At 55.9% G+C, this 20,315-nt stretch carries 23 protein-coding genes; 17 read left to right on the top strand and 6 right to left on the bottom strand.

The window, feature by feature from the left end; translation table 11 throughout:
- The first annotated feature begins 422 nt into the window (after positions 1-422).
- From UH5x_RS18695 to UH5x_RS18710, 4 genes are all read left to right on the top strand, one after another.
- Entirely contained in the window at positions 423-602 is a 180-nt protein-coding gene (locus tag UH5x_RS18695) for a hypothetical protein (RefSeq protein WP_047812521.1), read from the top strand.
- A gap of 70 nt (positions 603-672) precedes the next feature.
- A complete protein-coding gene (locus UH5x_RS18700; protein ID WP_053061019.1) occupies positions 673-876 on the top strand; it encodes a CsbD family protein in 204 nt (67 codons plus the stop codon).
- Positions 877-1,022: 146 nt separating this feature from the next.
- Complete coding sequence (locus UH5x_RS18705; protein WP_047812523.1) at positions 1,023-1,358, top strand: cupin domain-containing protein; 336 nt, start codon at positions 1,023-1,025, stop codon at positions 1,356-1,358.
- Between the two features lie 152 nt (positions 1,359-1,510).
- Positions 1,511-1,954, top strand: a complete 444-nt coding sequence (locus UH5x_RS18710; protein ID WP_047812524.1) for a GNAT family N-acetyltransferase — start codon at positions 1,511-1,513, stop codon at positions 1,952-1,954.
- 120 nt (positions 1,955-2,074) lie between these two features.
- Here the strand turns inward: UH5x_RS18710 and UH5x_RS18715 are convergent, their stop codons facing one another.
- Positions 2,075-3,463, bottom strand: a complete 1,389-nt coding sequence (locus UH5x_RS18715) for a tetratricopeptide repeat protein (protein ID WP_482633310.1) — start codon at positions 3,461-3,463, stop codon at positions 2,075-2,077.
- A 426-nt stretch (positions 3,464-3,889) separates the two neighbouring features.
- Here UH5x_RS18715 and UH5x_RS18720 point away from each other — a divergent pair, with 426 nt between their 5' ends.
- The 9 genes from UH5x_RS18720 (at position 3,890) to UH5x_RS18760 (ending at position 9,351) form a co-directional block, all read left to right on the top strand.
- Positions 3,890-5,059 carry a hypothetical protein gene (locus tag UH5x_RS18720; protein WP_482633311.1) on the top strand — a complete coding sequence of 390 codons (1,170 nt, stop codon included), beginning with the start codon at positions 3,890-3,892 and terminating at the stop codon, positions 5,057-5,059.
- Positions 5,060-5,263: 204 nt separating this feature from the next.
- Positions 5,264-5,641: a hypothetical protein gene (locus UH5x_RS18725; RefSeq protein WP_482633312.1), complete on the top strand. Its 378-nt coding sequence runs from the start codon at positions 5,264-5,266 to the stop codon at positions 5,639-5,641.
- Between the two features lie 88 nt (positions 5,642-5,729).
- Complete coding sequence (locus tag UH5x_RS18730; protein ID WP_482633313.1) at positions 5,730-6,431, top strand: hypothetical protein; 702 nt, start codon at positions 5,730-5,732, stop codon at positions 6,429-6,431.
- A gap of 260 nt (positions 6,432-6,691) precedes the next feature.
- On the top strand, positions 6,692-6,859 hold the full coding sequence (locus UH5x_RS18735) for a DUF1328 domain-containing protein (protein ID WP_007327517.1): 168 nt from the start codon (positions 6,692-6,694) through the stop codon (positions 6,857-6,859).
- A 97-nt stretch (positions 6,860-6,956) separates the two neighbouring features.
- Positions 6,957-7,310: a hypothetical protein gene (locus UH5x_RS18740; protein ID WP_047812529.1), complete on the top strand. Its 354-nt coding sequence runs from the start codon at positions 6,957-6,959 to the stop codon at positions 7,308-7,310.
- An 18-nt stretch (positions 7,311-7,328) separates the two neighbouring features.
- Positions 7,329-7,628 carry a Rho termination factor N-terminal domain-containing protein gene (locus UH5x_RS18745; protein WP_482633314.1) on the top strand — a complete coding sequence of 100 codons (300 nt, stop codon included), beginning with the start codon at positions 7,329-7,331 and terminating at the stop codon, positions 7,626-7,628.
- A gap of 46 nt (positions 7,629-7,674) precedes the next feature.
- Entirely contained in the window at positions 7,675-8,112 is a 438-nt protein-coding gene (locus UH5x_RS18750; RefSeq protein WP_047812531.1) for a hypothetical protein, read from the top strand.
- A 161-nt stretch (positions 8,113-8,273) separates the two neighbouring features.
- Entirely contained in the window at positions 8,274-8,642 is a 369-nt protein-coding gene (locus UH5x_RS18755; protein ID WP_482633315.1) for a DoxX family protein, read from the top strand.
- Positions 8,635-9,351, top strand: a complete 717-nt coding sequence (locus UH5x_RS18760; RefSeq protein WP_047812533.1) for a ZIP family metal transporter — start codon at positions 8,635-8,637, stop codon at positions 9,349-9,351. Before UH5x_RS18755 ends, UH5x_RS18760 begins: the two co-directional genes overlap by 8 nt.
- Before the next feature lie 21 nt (positions 9,352-9,372).
- Here UH5x_RS18760 and UH5x_RS18765 read toward each other — a convergent pair whose 3' ends face one another.
- The 4 genes from UH5x_RS18765 to UH5x_RS18780 form a co-directional block, all read right to left on the bottom strand.
- Positions 9,373-9,555: a YqaE/Pmp3 family membrane protein gene (locus tag UH5x_RS18765; protein WP_482633316.1), complete on the bottom strand. Its 183-nt coding sequence runs from the start codon at positions 9,553-9,555 to the stop codon at positions 9,373-9,375.
- Positions 9,556-9,632: 77 nt separating this feature from the next.
- Complete coding sequence (locus tag UH5x_RS18770; protein ID WP_482633317.1) at positions 9,633-10,658, bottom strand: NADP-dependent oxidoreductase; 1,026 nt, start codon at positions 10,656-10,658, stop codon at positions 9,633-9,635.
- A gap of 3 nt (positions 10,659-10,661) precedes the next feature.
- A complete protein-coding gene (locus UH5x_RS18775) occupies positions 10,662-12,035 on the bottom strand; it encodes an NAD-dependent succinate-semialdehyde dehydrogenase (protein WP_047812536.1) in 1,374 nt (457 codons plus the stop codon).
- A 78-nt stretch (positions 12,036-12,113) separates the two neighbouring features.
- Positions 12,114-12,893: an SDR family NAD(P)-dependent oxidoreductase gene (locus UH5x_RS18780; protein WP_482633318.1), complete on the bottom strand. Its 780-nt coding sequence runs from the start codon at positions 12,891-12,893 to the stop codon at positions 12,114-12,116.
- Between the two features lie 309 nt (positions 12,894-13,202).
- Here UH5x_RS18780 and UH5x_RS18785 point away from each other — a divergent pair, with 309 nt between their 5' ends.
- On the top strand, positions 13,203-13,901 hold the full coding sequence (locus tag UH5x_RS18785; protein WP_047812538.1) for a hypothetical protein: 699 nt from the start codon (positions 13,203-13,205) through the stop codon (positions 13,899-13,901).
- Positions 13,902-14,025: 124 nt separating this feature from the next.
- Positions 14,026-14,394 (top strand): quaternary ammonium compound efflux SMR transporter SugE, encoded by a 369-nt coding sequence (gene sugE, locus UH5x_RS18790; RefSeq protein ID WP_482633319.1) that lies wholly within the window; start codon positions 14,026-14,028, stop codon positions 14,392-14,394.
- A gap of 41 nt (positions 14,395-14,435) precedes the next feature.
- Here sugE and UH5x_RS18795 read toward each other — a convergent pair whose 3' ends face one another.
- The gene (locus tag UH5x_RS18795; RefSeq protein WP_482633320.1) at positions 14,436-14,894 is read right to left on the bottom strand and encodes a DUF1569 domain-containing protein; all 459 of its coding nucleotides are present in this window, start codon (positions 14,892-14,894) and stop codon (positions 14,436-14,438) included.
- 271 nt (positions 14,895-15,165) lie between these two features.
- On the opposite strand from UH5x_RS18795, the gene UH5x_RS18800 reads away from it, so the two are divergent.
- Both UH5x_RS18800 and UH5x_RS18805 read left to right on the top strand, forming a co-directional pair.
- Positions 15,166-16,968 (top strand): efflux RND transporter periplasmic adaptor subunit, encoded by a 1,803-nt coding sequence (locus UH5x_RS18800; protein WP_482636021.1) that lies wholly within the window; start codon positions 15,166-15,168, stop codon positions 16,966-16,968.
- On the top strand, positions 16,965-20,312 hold the full coding sequence (locus tag UH5x_RS18805) for an efflux RND transporter permease subunit (RefSeq protein WP_482633321.1): 3,348 nt from the start codon (positions 16,965-16,967) through the stop codon (positions 20,310-20,312). Before UH5x_RS18800 ends, UH5x_RS18805 begins: the two co-directional genes overlap by 4 nt.
- Positions 20,313-20,315: the final 3 nt, after the last annotated feature.

Genomic DNA, 20,315 nt, shown 5'->3' on the forward strand with positions numbered 1-20,315 from the left:
ACGAACGTCCGGTTCGTCCTGATTGGACGCGACGAGCCCGCTGGGGTCAATCGATTGTGGGGTGCAAATGCCGTGTTCCACGCTTTGGCGAAACGTTTTGCAATGGTTGACGGTCGCCAGGGACGGATGATCCCCCCGTTGCCTGCGTTGTTTGGTTTCCGATCAATCGACCAGTCATCGTGCAATCTCCACCCCGGTCGAGAATTCGCTTGGTTTCCACTGGATCGGCCGAGGGATGGCTCAAAACCCAAGCGGACATCACGTGACGACTGGTTGGATTCGCTCAAACCGATGCCGGTCATGTGATTTGGCTGCTTTGGCATCGCATTCGCGTCAGCGTGATTGCTCTCGAGACGCCTTCACGGCTTTGCCTAGCAGGTTGCCTCGATCTTAACCAACTTCGCATGCCAAAAGGTCCAGCCATGAGACAACCACGTGATGTCGTTCACTTTCTTTTGCTCACCGCGGCCATGGTGGCGGGTTTCATCGTGACCGGATGCGATCGGAAAGAAACCGTGCTGGACGTTGAAACTCCAAACGGTGGCGTGGAAGTGAACCGTGACGTCGACGATGGCAGTGTGAGTGTGGACGTCGAAGAGTAGGACACCGCAGAGCCCCGGGCGACGCTCGTCCGGGCGGGTTTCAGAATATCAATTCTTCAGGAGAAACGAAATGAATTGGGATCAAATCGAAGGCAAGTGGAAACAGGTCAAAGGTCAAGCTCAGCAGCAATGGGGGGACTTGACCGATGACGACCTTGATCGTGTCAACGGAAAACGCGAGGAGCTGGTTGGCGTCGTCCAAGAACGCTATGGACTGGCGAAAGACGAAGCCGAAAAGCAAGTCAAGAAGTTTGAGACGTCTTGCAATTGTTGAGTCCAACCAGGCTGCTCGATGGTGAGAGCAAGAATTCACCAATCGCGTTTGTCGTTTCAAGCGGGTCGCGTCGGCTTTGGTCGATTGCGGCCCTTTTCCGTGCTGGGAAAGCACCCCGTTCCAACCACAAAGCAATTCGGTGACCCATGGACATTCCGCAAATCACAACTGGATCCGACGCCGAGCAAGGTGCGATGGGGCAGATTTATTTGGCGACTGGAAAGCACGTCGCTCTTCGCCGGTGGGAGGAAAGCCCGGGCGTGTTCAGCAAGCCAACGACCCGTGACTACGAGGCCGTCGGTTACCTGTTGGAAGGTGCCTTGGAGTTGGAGTTGGATGGGGGAACGGCGCAATTGAGCGTCGGCGATTCCTGGCTCGTCCCGGCAGGTGCGATTCATCGATATCGCGTGCTCAAACCCATCGTCGCGATCGAAGCAACCAGCCCACCAGCTCGTTTCGGAGACCGTGACAAGCCGGTGTGATGCGTCCGGCGTTGGGGAATGTCAGTGGCGAGGGGTGAGCGAACCTGGAGGCGCACCCTGCTATCTTGTCTCGTGTGCATCGTTCCCTCGCCCGCTCTGCGTCGGTCGCCTCTCGACCGTCGATGGGCAATTCACCTCTCCAGTCTTTTTGCATGGCCATCCGATACAGCGTCGGTCTCTCGTTGGAATCGACGCAATTCATTGATCTGCTGAAACGATCCACCTTGGCGGAACGCCGTCCCGTCGACGACGAGGCAAGGATTCGCGAGATGTTGTCGAACGCGGACGTGCTGGTGACCGCTCATTGGGTCGAAGATTCAGCGGTGGCCCATTCGGAAGCACCCGGCAAGCTCGTTGGTGTTTCGCGAGCCATCACCGACCATGCCTACTGCACCTATCTGTCGGATCTTGCCGTCGATACAGATCACCAAGGCCAAGGCATCGGTCGGGAATTGATTCGGCGTACTCATCAAGTCGCTGGCCTGCGAACTCGGCTGATTCTGCTGTCGGCACCTGCGGCGGAAAGCTACTACCCGCATGTCGGAATGCAGCCTCATGATTCTTGCTGGATGATTCCGCCCAGCGACGAAGGCTGAACAATGCCCTTCGGAATCGTTTGTCAATCTGTTCGTCGGAGCGGAGTGGTACGAATTGTCTGGTGGGCTGGCATCCTGCTGAGATGAACTGAAATGCCAACGTGAATCCCGCGCGTTCACTCAGCGTTTGAATCCGACCAGCACGCCCACTTCCGAACGCTCGGTATCGAAGTCGTCGTTGTCCGAAGCAAATCGATCGTGCCCGGCGACGGCGGAGACGGAAAGCTGTTCAGTGAGCTGATAGCTCAGCTTCCCATCGACTCGCCAAAAAATTTCATCGCGACCAATCGGGTCGGTGAAGTCGGGGTAGTTGCGATAGCCCACACCCCAGGTCGGCGTGAACTTCCAGCGGTCGCTGATTTGCCAGTCCGTTGAACCATGCAGGTTGATGGAGAGATATCGATAATCGTCGCCTTTGGTGTTGGCGTATTCCAGGTCGGTTCCCAAGGCGACCATTGGCAGGGCTTCCCAACGCGTTCGTTTGAAGTGGCTGGCACCGAACGTCAGCGTTGTTCCGTCAAGTGAGGTTTGTGCTGGGACGGCACCGTCGTCTTCAAAGTTGGATTGCGCGACCGTGGTGTACCCATACCAAGCGTTCAAGTCAGGTCGGATCACGGTGACCGACGCTGTTCCTGCATGCCGATCGCCCACTTGATTCCCATCGAAGAAGTCATTGGAGAACACGTACTCCATTCGCCCAATCACTTCGTTCCCGCCGAATAAAAAGTCTCTTTCCGCAAACGCACCGGGTTGGAAACTAGCCAGGTTGAATTCCTGAAATTGGCTTTCGTTGGCGGTGAAATACCCGCGAAACAAAACCCCTGCACGAGAGCTTTCGCGGCGGATCAGTTTCCAGTCCAGGTCGGGACTGGCGAACCACTGAAAGCTGGCTTGCTCGTCTTGTGCGAGTTCACGGCTGATCGGCGTGAGCGTGACGTTGGTGTTGTAGAGCAGTCCCGTTTCCAAAAAAATTCGGAACGGACTGGTCGGATTTACCGCTTCGCTTTCGAGTTGTCGCAAGCGGTTCTCGAGGTCATCGGAACCATCGAAGGTTTGGATTTCGTAGCCGACTGTTTGAGTTGGCGCACCCGCAAGATTGGGCGGCGCGGGAAGATCGTTTGGGTGCGCCAGTTCGAAGGGTTCGGAAGTCATCCCGGTCTTCGCCGATGGTTGGTCGGCGAAGTCTGGGCTCGTGGTGGGTGCGATGAGTTGTGCGATCGCGGGGGCTGGGGCCTCGATACCCAGTGCACGGACTTGGTCGGCGTAGTTGCTCGAAGGAGCGATTTTCAGCACCTCCTGCAGATGAAAACGGGCCGCATCTGGACGCGTTTGGTCGTTGAGTAGTTGCCCCAAATCAAAATGAGCGGCGGCATTGAACGGATCGAGATCCAGTGCCTTCCGATTCGACGCGATGGCAGCGTCTGGGTCACCGAGAGTTCGTTGCAGTCGCCCCAACGTTCGCCACGAATCAGAGTGCTCCGGATTCTCGGCGACCTTTTGCTGGAGCATGACCAGCATCCGCTGTTGAGCAGGACTGGGGCCAGAAGCGGTCTCCAGATCGGGACTCGTCGAACTGGTTGGGGGGGAAACGCCTGCGAACTCGTCTGCCAAGGTGATAGAACTGAAAGCGATCAGGCCCAACCAACTGGTCCAAGCGAAACTTCGTAATCGGCGGTTCCAGTCAATCATTCAATTGCCGAGCGAGAGTTGTTTTGCAACGTTGTCAAACGGATGACTGCATAGTGAGCGTCGGAATCACCCTGGAAATTCGCGTCCAGGATCGCCTACTTTGCGATCGGTCTGAGGGCGGACGTCCGTTCGCTCCCAGTTGGTATCAGTCGGCGCTTTTCAGTTGCCACCCCGATTCACGAAGCTCGAGTGAAAGGGGCGATGGCTTGCAGGCGTTTGGAAATTCAGATGGAGTTGAACTCACGGATGAAACGTCACTCAAAGAATGCCTTGGCGATCGCTTGCATGCTGTGCACCGGTGGAACCGTTCAAGCTCAAGGATTGGATGGAGCCCTGTCACGTGTTCGCGGGCAGGTTCAGCAGAATGTGCAAACCCAAGTTCAGCAACGAGTCCAGGCTCGCGTTCAGAGCCAAGTGCAAGCGAACGTCCAAAGCCAAGTGCAACAACGCATTCAAGCGAACGTTGCCAATGGTGTTCAAGCTCGCGTCGGAAACCAAATCGAAGCTGCTGCCCAAACCGCCGCTGGCTTGGCTGCACGTGCTCAGGCACAAGCCAATGCGACTGCCGACCGTGCGTCGCGAAGCAACGTCGGTGCCAACTCCGATGTCCAAATCAACGTCAATGCAAATGCGAACGTTGCCGGATCGCAGTCACGCACCTCGGCTGGGTTTGCTTCTTCGACGCGAGTCTCTGCCAGCCCGATCCAAATCAGCGTTGCTGAAATTCAGGCGTACGATTCTGTCTTTGGTCAGTTCAACCCTCTCCGCACGTCGGCCGTTTTGAACACTGCCGCGGCAGTTCGTCAGAATGCGACCGCCCAAGCCACCGGCGCTTTCGCTTCGAGCGACGCCCCATCAAGTTCGCCAAGCACGGCCAGCATGCCTTCGGAAAACGCCTCCGCACCGGAAGCAGGTTCACCAGAAGCCCCCGATGCATCTGGGGTTGCTGGATCGACCTTCGGCGGCGCGTTCAGCCAAGTCACTCAGGGACAAGCCGGTGCGTCCAATGGCCAATCGGTTCGTGGGACGGGCCAAGCGGCCGGGGACTTCGGCGTCGCCGGTGTGTTGGCGTCGAACATTGACTTCTCGTCGATGATCGCCGTGGCGGCACGTCAGCGCCAAGCTGAGATCGCTGAAATGCGTGACCAAGCCTTGGTCTCGGCCAATGCCGAATTGTTGGCGCAAGCTGACGCGATGGAGGCTCGTTTGAACGCGTTTGCATCGGCTCAACAAGAATCGATGGCGTCGACACAAACCAAGATTCAATCGTTCCAAGCAAAGGCGGCTAACCAAGTGGGATCAGCTGCCAGCCTGAACGTCAATGGTTCAGCCCAAGGACAAGCCACTGCAAACGGTGTCGGTCAAGCGGAAGCGTCCGCCGCGAGTAACGCTCGTCTGAACGGTTCGATTCGCTAGTGATTTCCGACCGGTCCGCCGGTTTGGATCGTGATCGCTTTGAAAGGCGGGAGTTCAGCTCCCGCCTTTTTTATTGTGCCGATCCGATTTGCTGTCGTTGGTACGCGAGTTGCCTGTGTGTAGGGCGGAACACCCGCGACTGGCGGGAATCGTTGAAACCGCCCTACCCAAGGGCGAGAACCCTTTCCCATTTGGAACAGTGCTATGAAATCGATCACCACATTTTTGATGGCCGTCTGCATGATGGTTGCCGTTGGATGCGACGAATCCGCCTTGGATCAAGAGGCCGATGCGATTCGCGATGCCACCCAGCAACAGGCCGAAGACATTCGTGATTCGTCACAGTCAACGGCTGAAACGATTCGTGATCAGTCTCAACAGCAGGCTGAAAACGTCCGGAATCAAGCGGAAAACGCTCCGGATGCAATGGAAGATGCCGCTGAAGAACGAGCTGACATGATTGAAGACCGAGGCGAAACCAAGGCCGATCAGAAGGAAAACCTCGGCGAGCAAAAAGCCGATACATTGGAAGAGGCTGGTGAACAGAAGGCCGATCGTCTCGAAGAAATTGAAGTGGAGTGATTGCCCACCACCCCGGTGGATTGAACCCTATGAATGCTTGGTGGTCGTTTGGCCGCCAGGCATTTTTTTTTGTGAATCGAGGAATGGTATGAATCATCTGCTTGGGACTCCCGTTCGCATGGTCGTGACGGCCATGGTTGTCTTGTTGCTCGTCGCAGGAGGGACCTTGGCTTTCCTCTCGCTCAGTTCGGTGGAGCATTTGGCGAGCGGTTCCGCTGAAAAAACGATTGTGGTGGAATGTGACTTCGAGAAATTTCGCCAAATCATGGTTCGGAAGAACGCGACCGCTGCGATCGTGGGTCAGTCCGGCATGACGTTGATCGATGAACGCGTGGAAGATCTCCAGGTCGACACCAGCCAGGATGATCGACCGCTGCTCAATGCCATTCGAGGTCGTTCAAAAACCGACGTTCAGGCGGTCAAAAAATTGCGTGTGAGTTTGAACGACCCGCACATCGCCGCGGATGAATTGACGTTGCGTCAGCGAGCCAATGTCCACCCCGATGGCATGGACGTGGTCACGGAATCGATCGCTGCAGCCGCGAATTTGGATTCGTATCGAACCACGCTCGATGCACGACCCAAAGGCACTCAAACGGAGGTCACGTTGACGGTGGCGTTGGATGTCCGGGTGACAGTTCCAAAAGCCTTCACTGGACGCGCGGATCGCGAAGTGCAGCAATCTGCGGTGGAGGCGGTGAGTGAGCAAGCGACCAGTTTGCAGCGGTTCGTGGCCGAGCACGCCGGTGAGAGATTCATCCTTCCAGAACTCGGTGGTGGCTCGGATTGATTCACTTCGGTTGACTCTGGTTCATTGCAGAGCATTCGCGATGGACTCTGGTCGGTTTCAACGCTGCCTGCATGATTCCCAATCAATTGCTTCTGGTGAAACGCGACTTGACGGTGAAAGACGGGCACTTTTGAGACTTTCAGGGAATTGTGGATCAACGGGATCTTGTTCGGCACGGGAATCGCTTTACCTCACCTTCGTTCGCTGAGAACACGGTGTTCGTGTTGGCGAAACACAATCAAAAATCTAAGGAGAATATTATGTTGGGTTGGGCTTTGACGTTTTTGGTAATCGCTTTGATCGCTGCCGCATTGGGTTTTGGTGGACTGGCCGGAACCGCTGCGATGGTTGCAAAGGTTTTGTTCGTTGTCTTCTTGGTTCTGTTTGTTCTTGGTTTGGTCATGGGCCGCCGTGGACCAACCGTCTGATTGAGGATGCGAACTCATCGTGACACCTAAACGATCTGCGTGTCTTCCGATGCGTCGATCGACACGGATCGTCACTTCATCCATCAGGATCAGAGACATGGATCAAGAATTGAACCCGCAAATGGAACGAGCGTTGGATGAACTCGCCACGCTGGTTTGCCAATCGCTCGAAGGCGATGGCGAGCAGTTCGTGGAACGGCAAGATGGCCTGCTGAAGACGCTGGTCATGAGTGGTCACTCATGGAAGTCCGAAAGGACTGTCATGGAAGAAGTCGAACGTCGGGTGAAAGAGCGATGCAGCGAATGCGCCATGCACCGCGGTGGCGCGTTGACGTCGCTGACTAGCAAGCTTGGTACGAAGTTGCAGTCGCTCGCTCGTTGGGAATCGAATTCCCCCTCGGAGGATTCGCCCGCGAAACCCGCGAACATCAGTTCTGCGACAGACGCTTGACGCGTTGGAGGTGTGACAATGGCCAAGTGGACGGAAAAAGACGGTCGCCAGTACGAGCACATCAAAGAAAGTGAACTGGACCGTGGTCAGACGGAAAAAGAGGCAGAGGAAATCGCGGCTCGCACTGTGAATAAACAACGTCGAAACGAGGGACGAACACCGAATCGAACAACTCAAGGGACAGGCAATCCAAACGCTTCCTTGGAAGATCGAACGGTCAAAGAGTTGCATAACCTAGCTTCCGAACTCGCGATCGAGGGACGAAGCAAGATGAACAAGTCGGATTTGATTCAGGCGATTCGCAGCGAACGGTCTTAAACGCTCGCTGGGATCTATTTCAACGTCATCCCAGAAGGAGTTTGAAATGTCGACGGAAACGAGCGTGGCTCACGAAGCGGATTGGACCCGCGTTCGCTCAGCGGTGTGCAATCGCTGGCCACATATCAAAGAAGAAGAGTTGTCCAAGTGCCCAGACGAGGCGGAGTGGATGATTGAATTTGTCAAGAGCCGGGTGGATGCATCGCAAGATGAAATCGAGTCGGTCGTCCGCGAGTTCGCGCCTCAGGAATCGATTGCGGATCGAATCAGCCACTCCGCGGAAGACTCCGTCCGCAAGGCTAGCGAGTCGGCGCGCTTCGCTGTCATGCGAGCCGATGAGTGCATCGCCGAACGACCAACGCAATCGGTTTTGGCAAGCTTTGTGGCAGGAGCACTCGTTGGTGTCACGGTCACGGCATTGTGGTTTCGGCAGCATCGCGAACCAACTCGATGGGAACACTTCAAGACGCGAACTTGGGGCTGACCCGGTTTGGTTCACCCACTGACTGAGCGGGTGTTGCAGCGACGTTCGATCGTCTCTCTGCAGTTCCACGCTGGTAGCAAGAATCTTTTCATCAACCGACGAAGCGAGTGAGGTCAATGGTCCTTTCCTCGTTGCGTCGGTTGCTTTTCGTTGGGAGATCGGTGTGCTTGTGGCTGGTCGCCGCTCTATTCATTTTGGCGGGAATCAACCACTTCGTCTCGCCTGCTTTCTATGTTCAGATGATCCCGGATGGTTGGCCCAGCCCCCGATTGCTGGTTTTCGTGTCAGGGTTCTTTGAGGTTCTCGGCGGGACCGGTTTGCTTTTTCGACGGCTTCGCACGATTGCCGGTTTCGGTTTGATTGCGTTGTTAATCGCGGTCTTTCCAGCCAATGTGCACATGGCGATGCACGCTGATCGCTATGATGCGTTTTCACAGACGGGCTTGATCGCTCGACTGCCCTTGCAAGCGGTGTTGATCGCTTTGGTTTGGTGGGTCGCTTGTTCGAAAAGGAATCGCGAAGTTGAATGAATTGGCTCAGGTTTTGTTGCTGACCACAATGGCCGGATTGGCGATTCCAATCGGTGCTTTGGTCGCGATGGTCGAAAAGATCTCACCGGAGTGGTTGGAGACCGAACTTCGGCACAGCGTCATCGCATTTGGTGGTGGGGTGTTGGTTTCGGCGGTCGCCTTGGTGTTGGTCCCGGAGGGAATCAAAGAGCTGTCCCTGCCTTGGATCATTCTGGCATTCGCGTTAGGGGGTCTCGTATTCTGGGGCTTGGAGACGCTCCTAGATCGTTCAAAGAGTTCGATGGCTCAGTTGGTCGCGATGCTGTCGGACTTTGTGCCGGAAGCGGTCGCACTCGGAGCGGCCTTCGCGACGGGGGAAGGAGCGGGAATGTTGCTCGCCGTGTTGATTGGGCTACAGAATCTTCCGGAAGGCTTCAACGCGTATCGCGAGTTGGACTCCTCGTCCGAGCTGAGAGGCTGGAAACTCATCGCCTGCTTGGCGGCCTGTGTTCCTCTCGGGCCACTTGCGGGTTGGATCGGCTATGAACACCTTTCCAGTTTTCCTCGCCTCGTGGACTTCATCATGTTGTTTGCAGCCAGCGGTATTCTGTATCTCACGTTTCAAGATCTGGCGCCGCAAGCGAAGACTGAAAATCAGCGAGCGCCCGCGATCGGGGCTGTCCTGGGATTTCTCCTCGGCCTCATCGGAAACGTGCTGCTGGAGGGATGATCCTGGCTGATTTGTCAGCACTTAGGAAAGACGCGAAAGCCCCGGCGGCCGAGAGGCCATGATGTAGAGCGAGTACACCAGGCCTGGCACAAATCCGAGCAGCGTCAGGATCAAGCTGATCCAAAAATAGTGCCCCACACCGAACTGCATGTAAACCGCGACCGGTGGAAGAAGAAAGACCAGTAGGAGTCGAATGAAGTTCATGGGGACATTCCTCAATGGAGGGCTCGAAATTTCTCTGCGAAGTGGTCTCCCATTCGTCGCATCGTCGAACATGGGAGTCAGCTGAGACGGACCAGTTGCTTTCCAAGATTGTCGCCTTCAAACAGCCCGATGAAGGCATTGGGTGCATTTTCAATGCCATCTGTGATCGACTCTTCCCAGACAACCTTGTCCTGTTGAATGAGCTTCGCCATGTCGGACACAAATTCGTCCTTGGCATCCATGTGGTCTCGGACGATGAATCCTTGGATTCGCAAGCGTTTGGCGATCACATTGAACAGGTTGCGTGGTGCCGCTGGGGCTTCGGTGGCGTTGTAGGTCGCGATCATGCCGCATTCGACGCAGCAACCGAAGTCGTTCATGTTGTCGATGGCTGCTTCGAGGTGGTCGCTGCCCACATTGTCGAAGTAAACATCGATTCCGTCAGGAGCATGCTTGGCAAGTTCCTGGCTGAGGTTGTCGACTTCTTTGTAATGGATGACCGCATCGATGCCGGTCTTGTCCTGGAGCCACTGGATCTTTTCCTGCTTGCCAGCACTTCCGATCACGCGGCACTCCATGGCTTTGGCCAACTGACAAACAATGGAGCCAACTGCTCCGGAGGCTGCCGAGACAAAGACGGTGCTCCCTTTTTTGAGCTGCGCGATCTTGTGCAGCCCGACCCAAGCGGTCATGCCTGTCATGCCGAGGGCACCCAGGAAGGCTTGAGCCGGTGCGATGGTGGGATCGATCTTCGTGATTCCACCTCCGTTGGACGTCCAGTACTCTCGCCAACCAAGGTTGCCGAGGACCATGTCGCCCTCCTCGAAGTCGGCATTCTGCGATTGAATGACTTCACCGATGCATCCGCCCTCCAGCGGTTGGTCGATTTGAAACGGTGGCACGTAGCTGTCGCTGTCCTTCATGCGGCCTCGCATGTAGGGATCCACCGACATCCACCGGTTCTTCACGAGGATCTCGCCGTCCTGGATCGGCCCGACCTCTGTTGTCCGCAGTTCAAAGTTTGATTTTTGCGGCATCCCTTCCGGACGCGATACCAGCTCGATTTGTTTGGATTGAATCGCTTTGCTTGTTGCAGTGCTCATGAATTACTCCTGGTCTCCTAAGTGGATCAGTTTCTTGTTGACGAACTCCAAGATGCCCAGGTGCGAAAGTTCGCGACCGTAGCCGGAGTTCTTGATGCCGCCGAATGGCAGTTCGGATTGCGAGCGAGTGGGCTGATTCAAGAACATCATTCCCGTTTCAATTTGTTCTGCCACACGACGTCCTCGCAGGATGTCTTTTGTGTAGACCGATCCGCCCAACCCGTACGAAGATCGGTTCGCCAGTTGAATGGCAGCGGCTTCATCAGCGACGACATAAATCGTCGCGACGGGGCCGAACAGTTCCTGATCGAATGTCGGGTTGTCTGGTGTGACATCGGTCAAGATGGTGGGGTTGAAGAACGCTCCATCCCGGTCGGGGCGATCGCCGCCCAGCATGACCGTGGCACCCGCATCGATTGATGATTGGACTTGCTCTTGTAATTTGACCGCGGCGTCCTCGGTCGAAAGAGGGGAGAGTGTGGTTTCCTCATCCATTGGATCGCCAAGTTTCAGTTCCTGAAGCTTGGCCTTGAAGCCTTTCATGAACTGGTCCGCGACTTCCTCCACGACGATGAAGCGTTTGGAGGCCACGCAGGATTGACCCGCATTGACCATGCGGCCCTTCACGGCTTGTTCGATCGTCAGATCCAGGTCCGCATCGTCAAGCACGATGAATGGATCGTTGCCGCCCAGTTCGAGAACGCTGCGTTTGAGGTTCTTGCCTGCCTGAGCCGCGACCGCTCGTCCAGCAGGCTCACTGCCCGTCAGCGAAACCCCTTGGACGCGCGAGTCGGAAATGATCGATTCGACGAAGTCCGATGGGATGAACAGGTTTTGGTACACACCCTTTGGCAGCCCGCAATCGTTGTAAAGCTCTTCGATCGCGGCAGCGCACTGCGGCACGTTGCTGGCGTGTTTCACCATGACAGTGTTGCCCGCCATGATGTTGGGCGTCGCGAAACGAACGACTTGGTAGAACGGGAAGTTCCAAGGCATCACGCCCATCAGCACCCCGATCGGTTCGTAGTGCAGGTACGCGTTGGCTTCGACGCGTTCGATTGGCTGATCCGCCAAGAATTCCTCCGCCCCGTTGGCGTAGAACTCAGCGATGTTTGCGCAGTATTCGATTTCGTATTGCGATTCCGAGATCCGTTTGCCCATCTCCAGCGTGATCATGCGGGCGTATTCGTCGGAGTCCGCTCGCAACAGGTTGGCAAATTGGAGGAGACACTTTTTCCGTTCCTCGAATGCCGTGCATCGCCAGTTTTGAAACGTTTTGTGAGCGGTTTCGATGGCCTGCATCGCATCCTGCTTGTGAAGCGGTTCAAACTCGCGAATGGTTTCGTTGGTGGCTGGATTGACGCTGGTAATCGACATGAAAAAGTCCTTGAGGAGTGAGTGGAATCGCAGCGATGTGTGATCGCCAGACAGGGAATTCACGGGATGGGAAGCAGGTCAGGCACTTTGCATCTTGCCGACCAATTTCCGAGTGGCGAAACGCGGCAAGAAACCTGCGGAAGTCACCATCAGACGGTTCTTCCAGCCGGGAATGACAACGTCTTCGTTTTTCATGTAGCCTTCGTATCCAGCACGCGCCACCGCATCGGCGGTCATGGTGGTCGAGGAAAACATGTCCAGGTTGCCCATCCCTGAGTCGGCACCAAATCCGGATTCGGTCGGGCCGGGTTCGAGGCAGGTGACGTGCAAGGAAGTGCCTGAAAGCTCCTCACGCAGCCCTTCGGTGAAGGACAGCACGTACGCCTTGGTCGCGTAATAAACCGCCATGTTGGGACCCGCTTGGTAAGCCGCAATCGATCCGACGTTGAGAATGCCGCCTCGGTTCTTCTGCAGCATGTTCGGAAGCAGTTGACGGGTGAGACGAGTCAACGCCACCACGTTGACCATCACCATGTCGGTCTGACGATCGGCCGAAAGTTCCGAGAATTTTCCGAGGGCACCAAATCCGGCGTTGTTGACCAGCGTGTCGATTGGGATCGATCGTTGTGTCAGTTCATGGCACAGTTGATCCACGGCCTCAGGACGAGACAGATCGCAAGGGATCACGGTGGCACGTCGGCCGGACTGAGATTCGATTTCGGTCGCCAATTCACGAAGTTTGTCTTCGCTGCGAGCGACCAAGACGACGTCGTCCCCACCCATGGCGAATTGGATCGCCAGTTCTCGTCCAATCCCCGATGAAGCTCCGGTGATGAGAGCGGTGTTGTGTTGAGTCATCGGTCGATGTCCATGGAGGAAACGAGAGAGGTAAACTCGACACCCGTCAGTCGCGGAAACCGACGCCGTGCGGCGTCGACGCCCAACCCAAGTGTGCCGAGGTAGCAAACACGGACGCACATGCCATGCCAAGAATTCGGTCGTTCGGAAGTCCCGGTTGTTCCGGCGTCTGAGGTTGGCGTTCCAAATGGCATAGGAAGTGCAATGAATAGGAAGGGCAATGAAACGAGCCCTCGGGCAACTGCAACCGGGGCAAACTGAATTTGGAGCCGATGGGGCTCCCCACTCTTCTGGCAAACATCTGTGACTATGAATTGGTTGACGCATCAGTGGATTCTCGCGGGCATGGTCTCTTCCGCTGCGAGATTCGTCCCGATTCCTTTTGTGGATGACGTGATCCGCGGCCAATGCCGTCGGTTTGTCGTGACTCGAACGCTGGAAGCACACAATCGAACCGACTCCCTGAAAGAACTGCGTGCTTTTTACGCGGAGGACTCAGGCTGCGTTGCCGGTTGCCTGGGAATGCTCGCCAAGGCACCGTTGAAGCTGTTGTTGTTCCCCGTTCGAAAGATCGTTGCGATTCTGACTTCGGTGCGAGGGGTTCCGATGGAGATCATCCGAATGGTTTTGTTGGGGCGGACTCTCGACCGACTTCTCAAAGAAGAAGTGATTGCGGCCGGACCAGTGAGACCTCAGCAAGTCGTGGCGATGCGCGAAGCATTCGAAGAGGCCTTTGCCCGAATGGATTTTCGGGTCGTTCGTGCAGGCATGTCGGATGCCTTGGCCGGAGCGACCGGATGGAAGGAGTCCGCGATGGATTTGGCGGCGAAGGTTGCTGGCCGTGAAAACGAAGCGCAGCCCGCGGGGGATCTCCGCGCCGACGAGAACATGGAAGCCGGTGCCAAGCAATTGGAAGAGGTTCTGGAACGCCCGGAGTTGGTCGCAGCATTCATTGAGTTCGATGATCGCTTTGATGACGCGTTCGCGATGAAGTCAACGAACGTCTGACGAACACAAGGACCGGTCTTGCGATCCCATTGCGTGCAGAGATACTGAGCGATTCGCCGCGAGTTTCAATTGCTTGGAATCGTATGTCGCGGCAGGCGGTTTTCGATTGTTTGAAAGAAGAACAATGGCTTGGGGTTACTTGTTGCTGGCCGGTTTGCTTGAGATTGGATGGGCCGTTGGATTGAAGTACACCGAAGGATTCTCACGCCCCGTTCCGACGTTGATCACCATCGTGATCATGATCGCGAGTTTCTTCACGCTTTCGTTGGCACTTCGGGAGATTCCACTTGGGACGGGCTATGCGATTTGGACCGGGATCGGTGCCGTTGGAACCGCCATCGCCGGAATGATTCTGTTTGGTGAATCCCGCGACGCGATTCGGTTGGCGTGCATCGCTGTCATCGTGTCGGGGATCGTTGGTTTGAAACTGGCTTCGTCGAACAGCCCTGCCCCGCCTGCTCAGGCAAATGCCGATTCGACCCCGCCTCGTTGAAGTTCAGTCAGATGTGGCGGCCAGAACTTCGCAGCAAAAACTCAGCCATCTCGCTGGAGAAAACGGAGGTGATGGGCAGCATGCAGCGAGTGAATTTCTTCGATTTCAGTCCGGCTCATCCGCCCGAAGGCCGGGTGAGGTGCGTACTCGCCCAGGTGTGAATGAAATCGTTTGACACTGTGAGCGAATGCATCGACTTCTTCTTGGTCAATGACGTCATCAGGTGGGACGAATATCGACGCGGTTCGGATTCCGCGTGGAGAATCAGGACGACGAAGTTTGGGCAGCAACCAGCGTCGCATGGCCGGACGCATGAATGCAAACAAAGACATCCAGGCGGGGTAGCCATCGACACTTGGGTTCTGGACCAGGCTTAAGTGTCGGCAAATTTGGCCCAGCGACCAATTGCCACAGGGGGTGTATCCAGCTTGCAGGAGCGATCGAGCCTCTTCGGCCGCGTCATTCAAGTCGTTGAACTGCAAGGTTCTCAGGTTCGTCATGGATTCAAAGGCTCTCGTTGGAAAACAAACGCCATGCTGCGCGTGGTCATGATTGGATTCATCGTACCCAAACGGGGCGCCACTTCATTCCTCGAACAGGTGGCGAATTGTCACGTCGTGTATCGAATCCTTTTGTGATGTTGCCTTGGATCTCCCCGGTTGTAGCTTTGCTGTTGGAATAGACTTGGTACAAACCGCGACGTGCTTTGGGCGTGGCTCTTCCGATTGGAAGATCATGCTGCAATTTCGCTCTTCTCTGATTGCCTTCTTGATGACAGCTTCTTCTTTCAAACCAACGGGGCATGCAGCCCGTTTGGCATCCCTTGTTTGGTTGATCGTGACGGTGGGGTGCGCACCAAAGGAAGAACGCCAGTTCGAAAAGGCGCCGCGACCTGTCGAAGTGATGACGCTGACGCGAACCGTTCCGGTTTCGTCCTATACCGCGACGGGCAGCGTGCAGTCTTGGAAGACCGAGGACATCGGTTTTGAGGTCAGTGGAAAAGTCTTGTGGGTTTTGGAACCAGGAGAAAACATCGACGGACGAGTCATCGACGTGGGCGGCGAAGTGGTTCAGCAGGGAACGCCGCTTGCGCGGATCGATCCGGAACGCTACGAAATCGCCGTCGAGTCTGCGGTGGCGGATTTGGAAGTCGCTCGGTTGAACAAGGAAAGCATCGAAATACGGCTGGACGAGTCGTTGCCGGCGGAGATGGAATCGGCCCGAGCGAACTTGGCACTCGCCGAGATGGAGTTCTCACGCATTGATAATTTGAAACAGCAAAACGCGGCCTCCAAAAGCGAATACGACCAAGCTCGAAACCTCGTCCAAACCCGTTTGGCTTCGTTGAGTGGATTGCAGGCCACGGAAAAGCAGACCCGTGCGGAACTGAAGTCGGCCGAGTCGCAAATTCGACGCGCTGAACAAACGCTGCGCGACGCTCAACGCGATTTAGAACACACCACCTTGTTTGGTTCGTATCAGGGGCAAATTTCGGCGGTGAATGTTGTTCCTGGCAGTGTGGTCAACGCGGGGGATCCCGTGCTGACATTGCAGATGACCAACCCGATCAAGGTCGAGGTGGAGCTGTCGGCCAAACAATCGCGATCGATGCGGAGTCGCCGTCAGTTGCCCATTTCATACGCCCTGGCCGATGGAACCCAGCGTCATACCAACGGGTTGGTCTACAACGTGGACGCGAGTGCGGATCCCGGTACTCGAACCTTCACGATGACGATGTTGTTGTTGAATGAGCGAATGCGAGACCGATTGCCGGGAGATCTCCCCGATGACAAAGTGGCTCGCTCGGAAGACCTTTGGCCCCTGCGACTCAATCGCATGATGGGGACTTCGGAGGAAGTGGTCTTGGTGGAAGAAGAGTCCATTCATCGCGACGACGAAGGTTCCTTCATCTATCTCGTCGCCAACAGCAAGCTGCGAGAACGCTTGCCAGAGGTCTTGAAAGTCCGCCAGCAGCGTTTGCAGGAGAACAAACTCAGGATTCCCTTCTTGGGGAACTGGGTTTTTCGAAGCGTTCAAATGCTGGGCGAGAACGGGGAACCGATCGACATCGATTTGGAGTCTTTGTATGTCGGGAAATTAGCAGGCGATCCCAATATGGATCCTGCGGAGGCGAAGCAAGGCGGAAACCCGCCCCGGAATTGGGACGGCGAGTCGGTGGTCTTGGACCCAGGGGCCGAATGGATGTTGCGTCCAGGTGAATTGGTGACAGTTGACTTGGCGGACCAAAACGAAGGCAAAGGTTTCTTCGTGCCGTTCGATGCGATTGACGAGGAGTCAGGTCAAACGTTTCTCTATGAGATCATGGATGGACTGGCTTCCAAAGTTGGCGTTGAAGTGGTCGCTCGGGAAAATCTGGACACCGGTTCGATGATCGAAGTGCAATCGCCGGAGCTTCGCGAAGGATTGCAAGTCGTCGTTCGTGGGGTTCACTTTCTGACCGACGGCGAACGAGTGCGAAAAGTGGGAGCGCCTCGACGACTGGATGAACTGGAAGAGGGGCATTTGATTGGTAGCCCGGTGCCACCGATGGTGGTGGAGGGATCCGCAGAATGAACTTGCCAACCTTGGCGGTCAAATACCGTCCCATCGTTTTTTCACTGGCGGTTTTGGCCATGGCATGGGGAGCAGTCACCTATGTCACGATCCCCCGACGGGAAGATCCCGAATTCACGATTCGTGTTTGTGTGGTCTCAACCTCCTGGCCGGGAGCGCCTGCTGAGACAGTGGAGGAACTGGTCACCGATAAGATCGAACAGAACTTGACCGGCATCGAGGAGGTCAAGCTGACTCGGTCGACCACGTTGACGGGCCAGTCCACTGTGTTTGTGGAATTGGAAGACAACATCCCGCCCGCGGACATTCAGAATGTCTGGGACAAGGTTCGGGCGCGCGTGGATCTGGTTCCCATGCCTGCTGCCCACGTCAGTCCCATTGTCAACGATGAGTTCGGTGACACCTCCGTGTTGTTGTTGGGGATCCATCAGACACCTTCCAAAGGACGGTCCGAAATCCGTCCTGGGGATCGTTACACACTGCGTCAATTGGAAAAGCACGCCGAAGAGGTGCAGGACGCTTTGCGGTTGTTGCCGGGCGTTGCGAAAGTCGACATGTTCGGGCAACGATCCGAGGCGATCTTCATTGAGACAGACCTCGCCAATTGGGCCCAGTTGGAACTCACCACCAACCAACTGGAATCGTTGGCGGATGATCGCAACATCATTCAAGCCGGTGGAGAACTGGACACCGATTCCGGGCACTTTTCGGTCAAGACTGAAGGTGAGTTCAATGCGGTCGATGAAATCACCCAAATTGCGAGCACGGTTCGAACCGGCCAAGGCGACAACAGCGTTTCTTTGGCGGAACTTGGTCTGACGGTCACGCGTGACTACGAAGATCCGGCGAACTACATCTGCCGAGTGGGCGATTCAAAAGGCAGCACACCCGCTGTGATGCTGGGGATCACCATGAAATCTGGTTCGAACATCATCGACGTCTGCGAAGCGGCGAAGCACCGCGTGTGGGAGATGTCGGAGGTGGAGCAATTGTTGCCTCCGGACATTGGCGTGACCGCCGTTTCAGATCAAAGCGAAAGCGTTGCGAAGAAGATTCGCGACGTGATCATCAATGTCGTCGAAGCCGTTTTGATCGTGGTGGTGGTGGTCTACTTGGTCGTCGGTTTCCGCACCTCGTTTGTGATGGCGGCGAACATTCCGATCGTGGTGGTCGTCGCTGTCGGTCTGATCTCCTTGTTTGGCGTTCAACTCGAACAGATTTCGCTCGCTGCGATGATCATTTCGTTGGGGCTGTTGGTCGACAATGCCGTGCAGGTGTGTGACCAAGCCAGGTCCAATCAAATGGCGGGCATGGATCCGTTCCCTGCGGCGATTGATGGTGCCAACACCTTGGCGATTCCGATGTTGGTCGGCACACTCACCACGATGGCCGCGTTTGTGCCGATGTTGGTGAGCCTGGAAGGTGGCGGAAAAGAATACGTCTACAGTCTACCGGTCACGGTTTCGACCACGCTTGCGCTCAGTTGGGTGTTGGCGATGTCTCTGTGTGTGATCTTGGCTGGAATGTTCATTCGGGCTCCGCAGGGAGATCAAACGGGTTCGCCGGTGGTGGCGACATGGAATCGACTGGCCCATTGGATGCCGCGAAGAAAACGTCGTTCGGATCAAACCCCCGAAAGCTCCTCACGAAGCCTTTCCAACGACAAGCAAGAGAACCTGCCCTTTCGGTTGTATGGATGGCTGGGCGGTTTGGCGGTCAAGTTCAAATGGGTGACGGCGTTTGCCACCCTCGGACTGATGATTGGAATCTTAGCATTGCCAGTGAGTTCGGAATTTTTCCCGGATGCAGATGGGACTCAGTTTGCGGTCAAAGTGATCTTGCCCGAAACGGCAACGATTGAACAAACCGATCAAGTCACCCAGCAGGTTGAAACGATTCTTCAGCGTCTGGGAACCGAAAACCTCGCGGCCAACGGATTTGCCCAACCTCCACTTCGCGTGTATCGATCTTTGGTTGGTGGTGGCGGGTCGCGTTGGCACTTGGGATGGAATCCGGAGCCGAAAACACGGTCCTTCGCGGAGATTTTGGTGCGGACGACGGATGCGTCGGTGACGAAACAGTTCGCCCAACGCGTGCGAGAAATCGCGGAGCGTGGCGACGAGGCTTTGGGGATCGATCCGATCGTCGGGGCTCGCATCGTGCCGGTTCGATTGGCGTTGGGACCACCGGCTGATCCGCTGGTCTTTCGGATTTCTGGGAATGGTTTCGCGAACCCTGCCGTGTTGCGGGAAGCCTCCGACAAGCTGAAACAGCTCGTCACGGCACAGCACGAAACATGGGACGTGTCGGATTCCTGGGGAGTGGATGGGTATCAAATTCAGGTGGCGGTGGAACAGGATCGTGCGTCGTTGGTGGGGGTCACCAATTCGCAGATTGCTCGGACGCTGAATTCCTACTATTCCGGTTTGCAACTGACCACGTTTCGCGAAGGCGACCACGAGGTGCCGGTTTACTTTCGGTTGAAAGCCAGCGAACGCGAATCGGTTCGCGGACTGCAAGAGTCATATGTGGAAGGGGATCGTGGGAAGGTGCCACTGGCTTCCTTGGCGGTTTTGAAACCGGCGTTCGAAATTGCCAAGATTGAACGTCGGAAAATGAATCGAACGATCGAGGTCAGTTCGCAAATGGAACCGGGCGTCACCGGCAACGACGTGGTCGCTCGGGTGTTGAAGTCAGAAGAGATGCGGCAGATTCAGGACGAACTGCCCACGGGATATTGGATCGAACCGGGTGGGTCGTACGAAGAGAGTGCGGAAGCCGGTGGGCAGATGATGATGTCCTTTGCCATTTCGTTCCTGCTGATCGTTTTGTGTCTGATCTTTCAGTACAACGGTTGGTCCAAACCGCTGCTCATCCTTTCCACGTTGCCCCTGGCGTTGGTGGGAGCCTGGCTGGGGTTGTATCTGTCTGATAAGTCGCTGGGATTCATGCCGCAGTTGGGAATCCTGGCTTTGTTTGGCATCGTGCTGAACACCGCGATCATTTTTGTCGAATTCGCCGACATCTTGATCTCAGAACGATCGCGAGCCAAAGCCTCCTCCGGAGAAGAGGAGGGACCGATTGTTGGTCTGACCAAAGACGAGTTTCGTGATTGCTTGATCGACGCGGGCAAGCAGCGCATGTTGCCGATCTTCCTCACCACCGCGACAACGGTTGGTGGCCTCTTGCCCTTGGCTCTCAGCGGCGGACCGCTGTGGGAAGGATTGGCGTGGTGCATGATCGTGGGACTGTTGCTGACGACCATGTTGACTTTGCTCATCGTGCCCGCTTTCTACGCCATCCTGGTCGAAACGTTCCGAGTGGTTCCGATCAAACGTGCCTGATGA

It is taken from the genome of Rhodopirellula sp. UH5 (genome assembly GCF_056839225.1).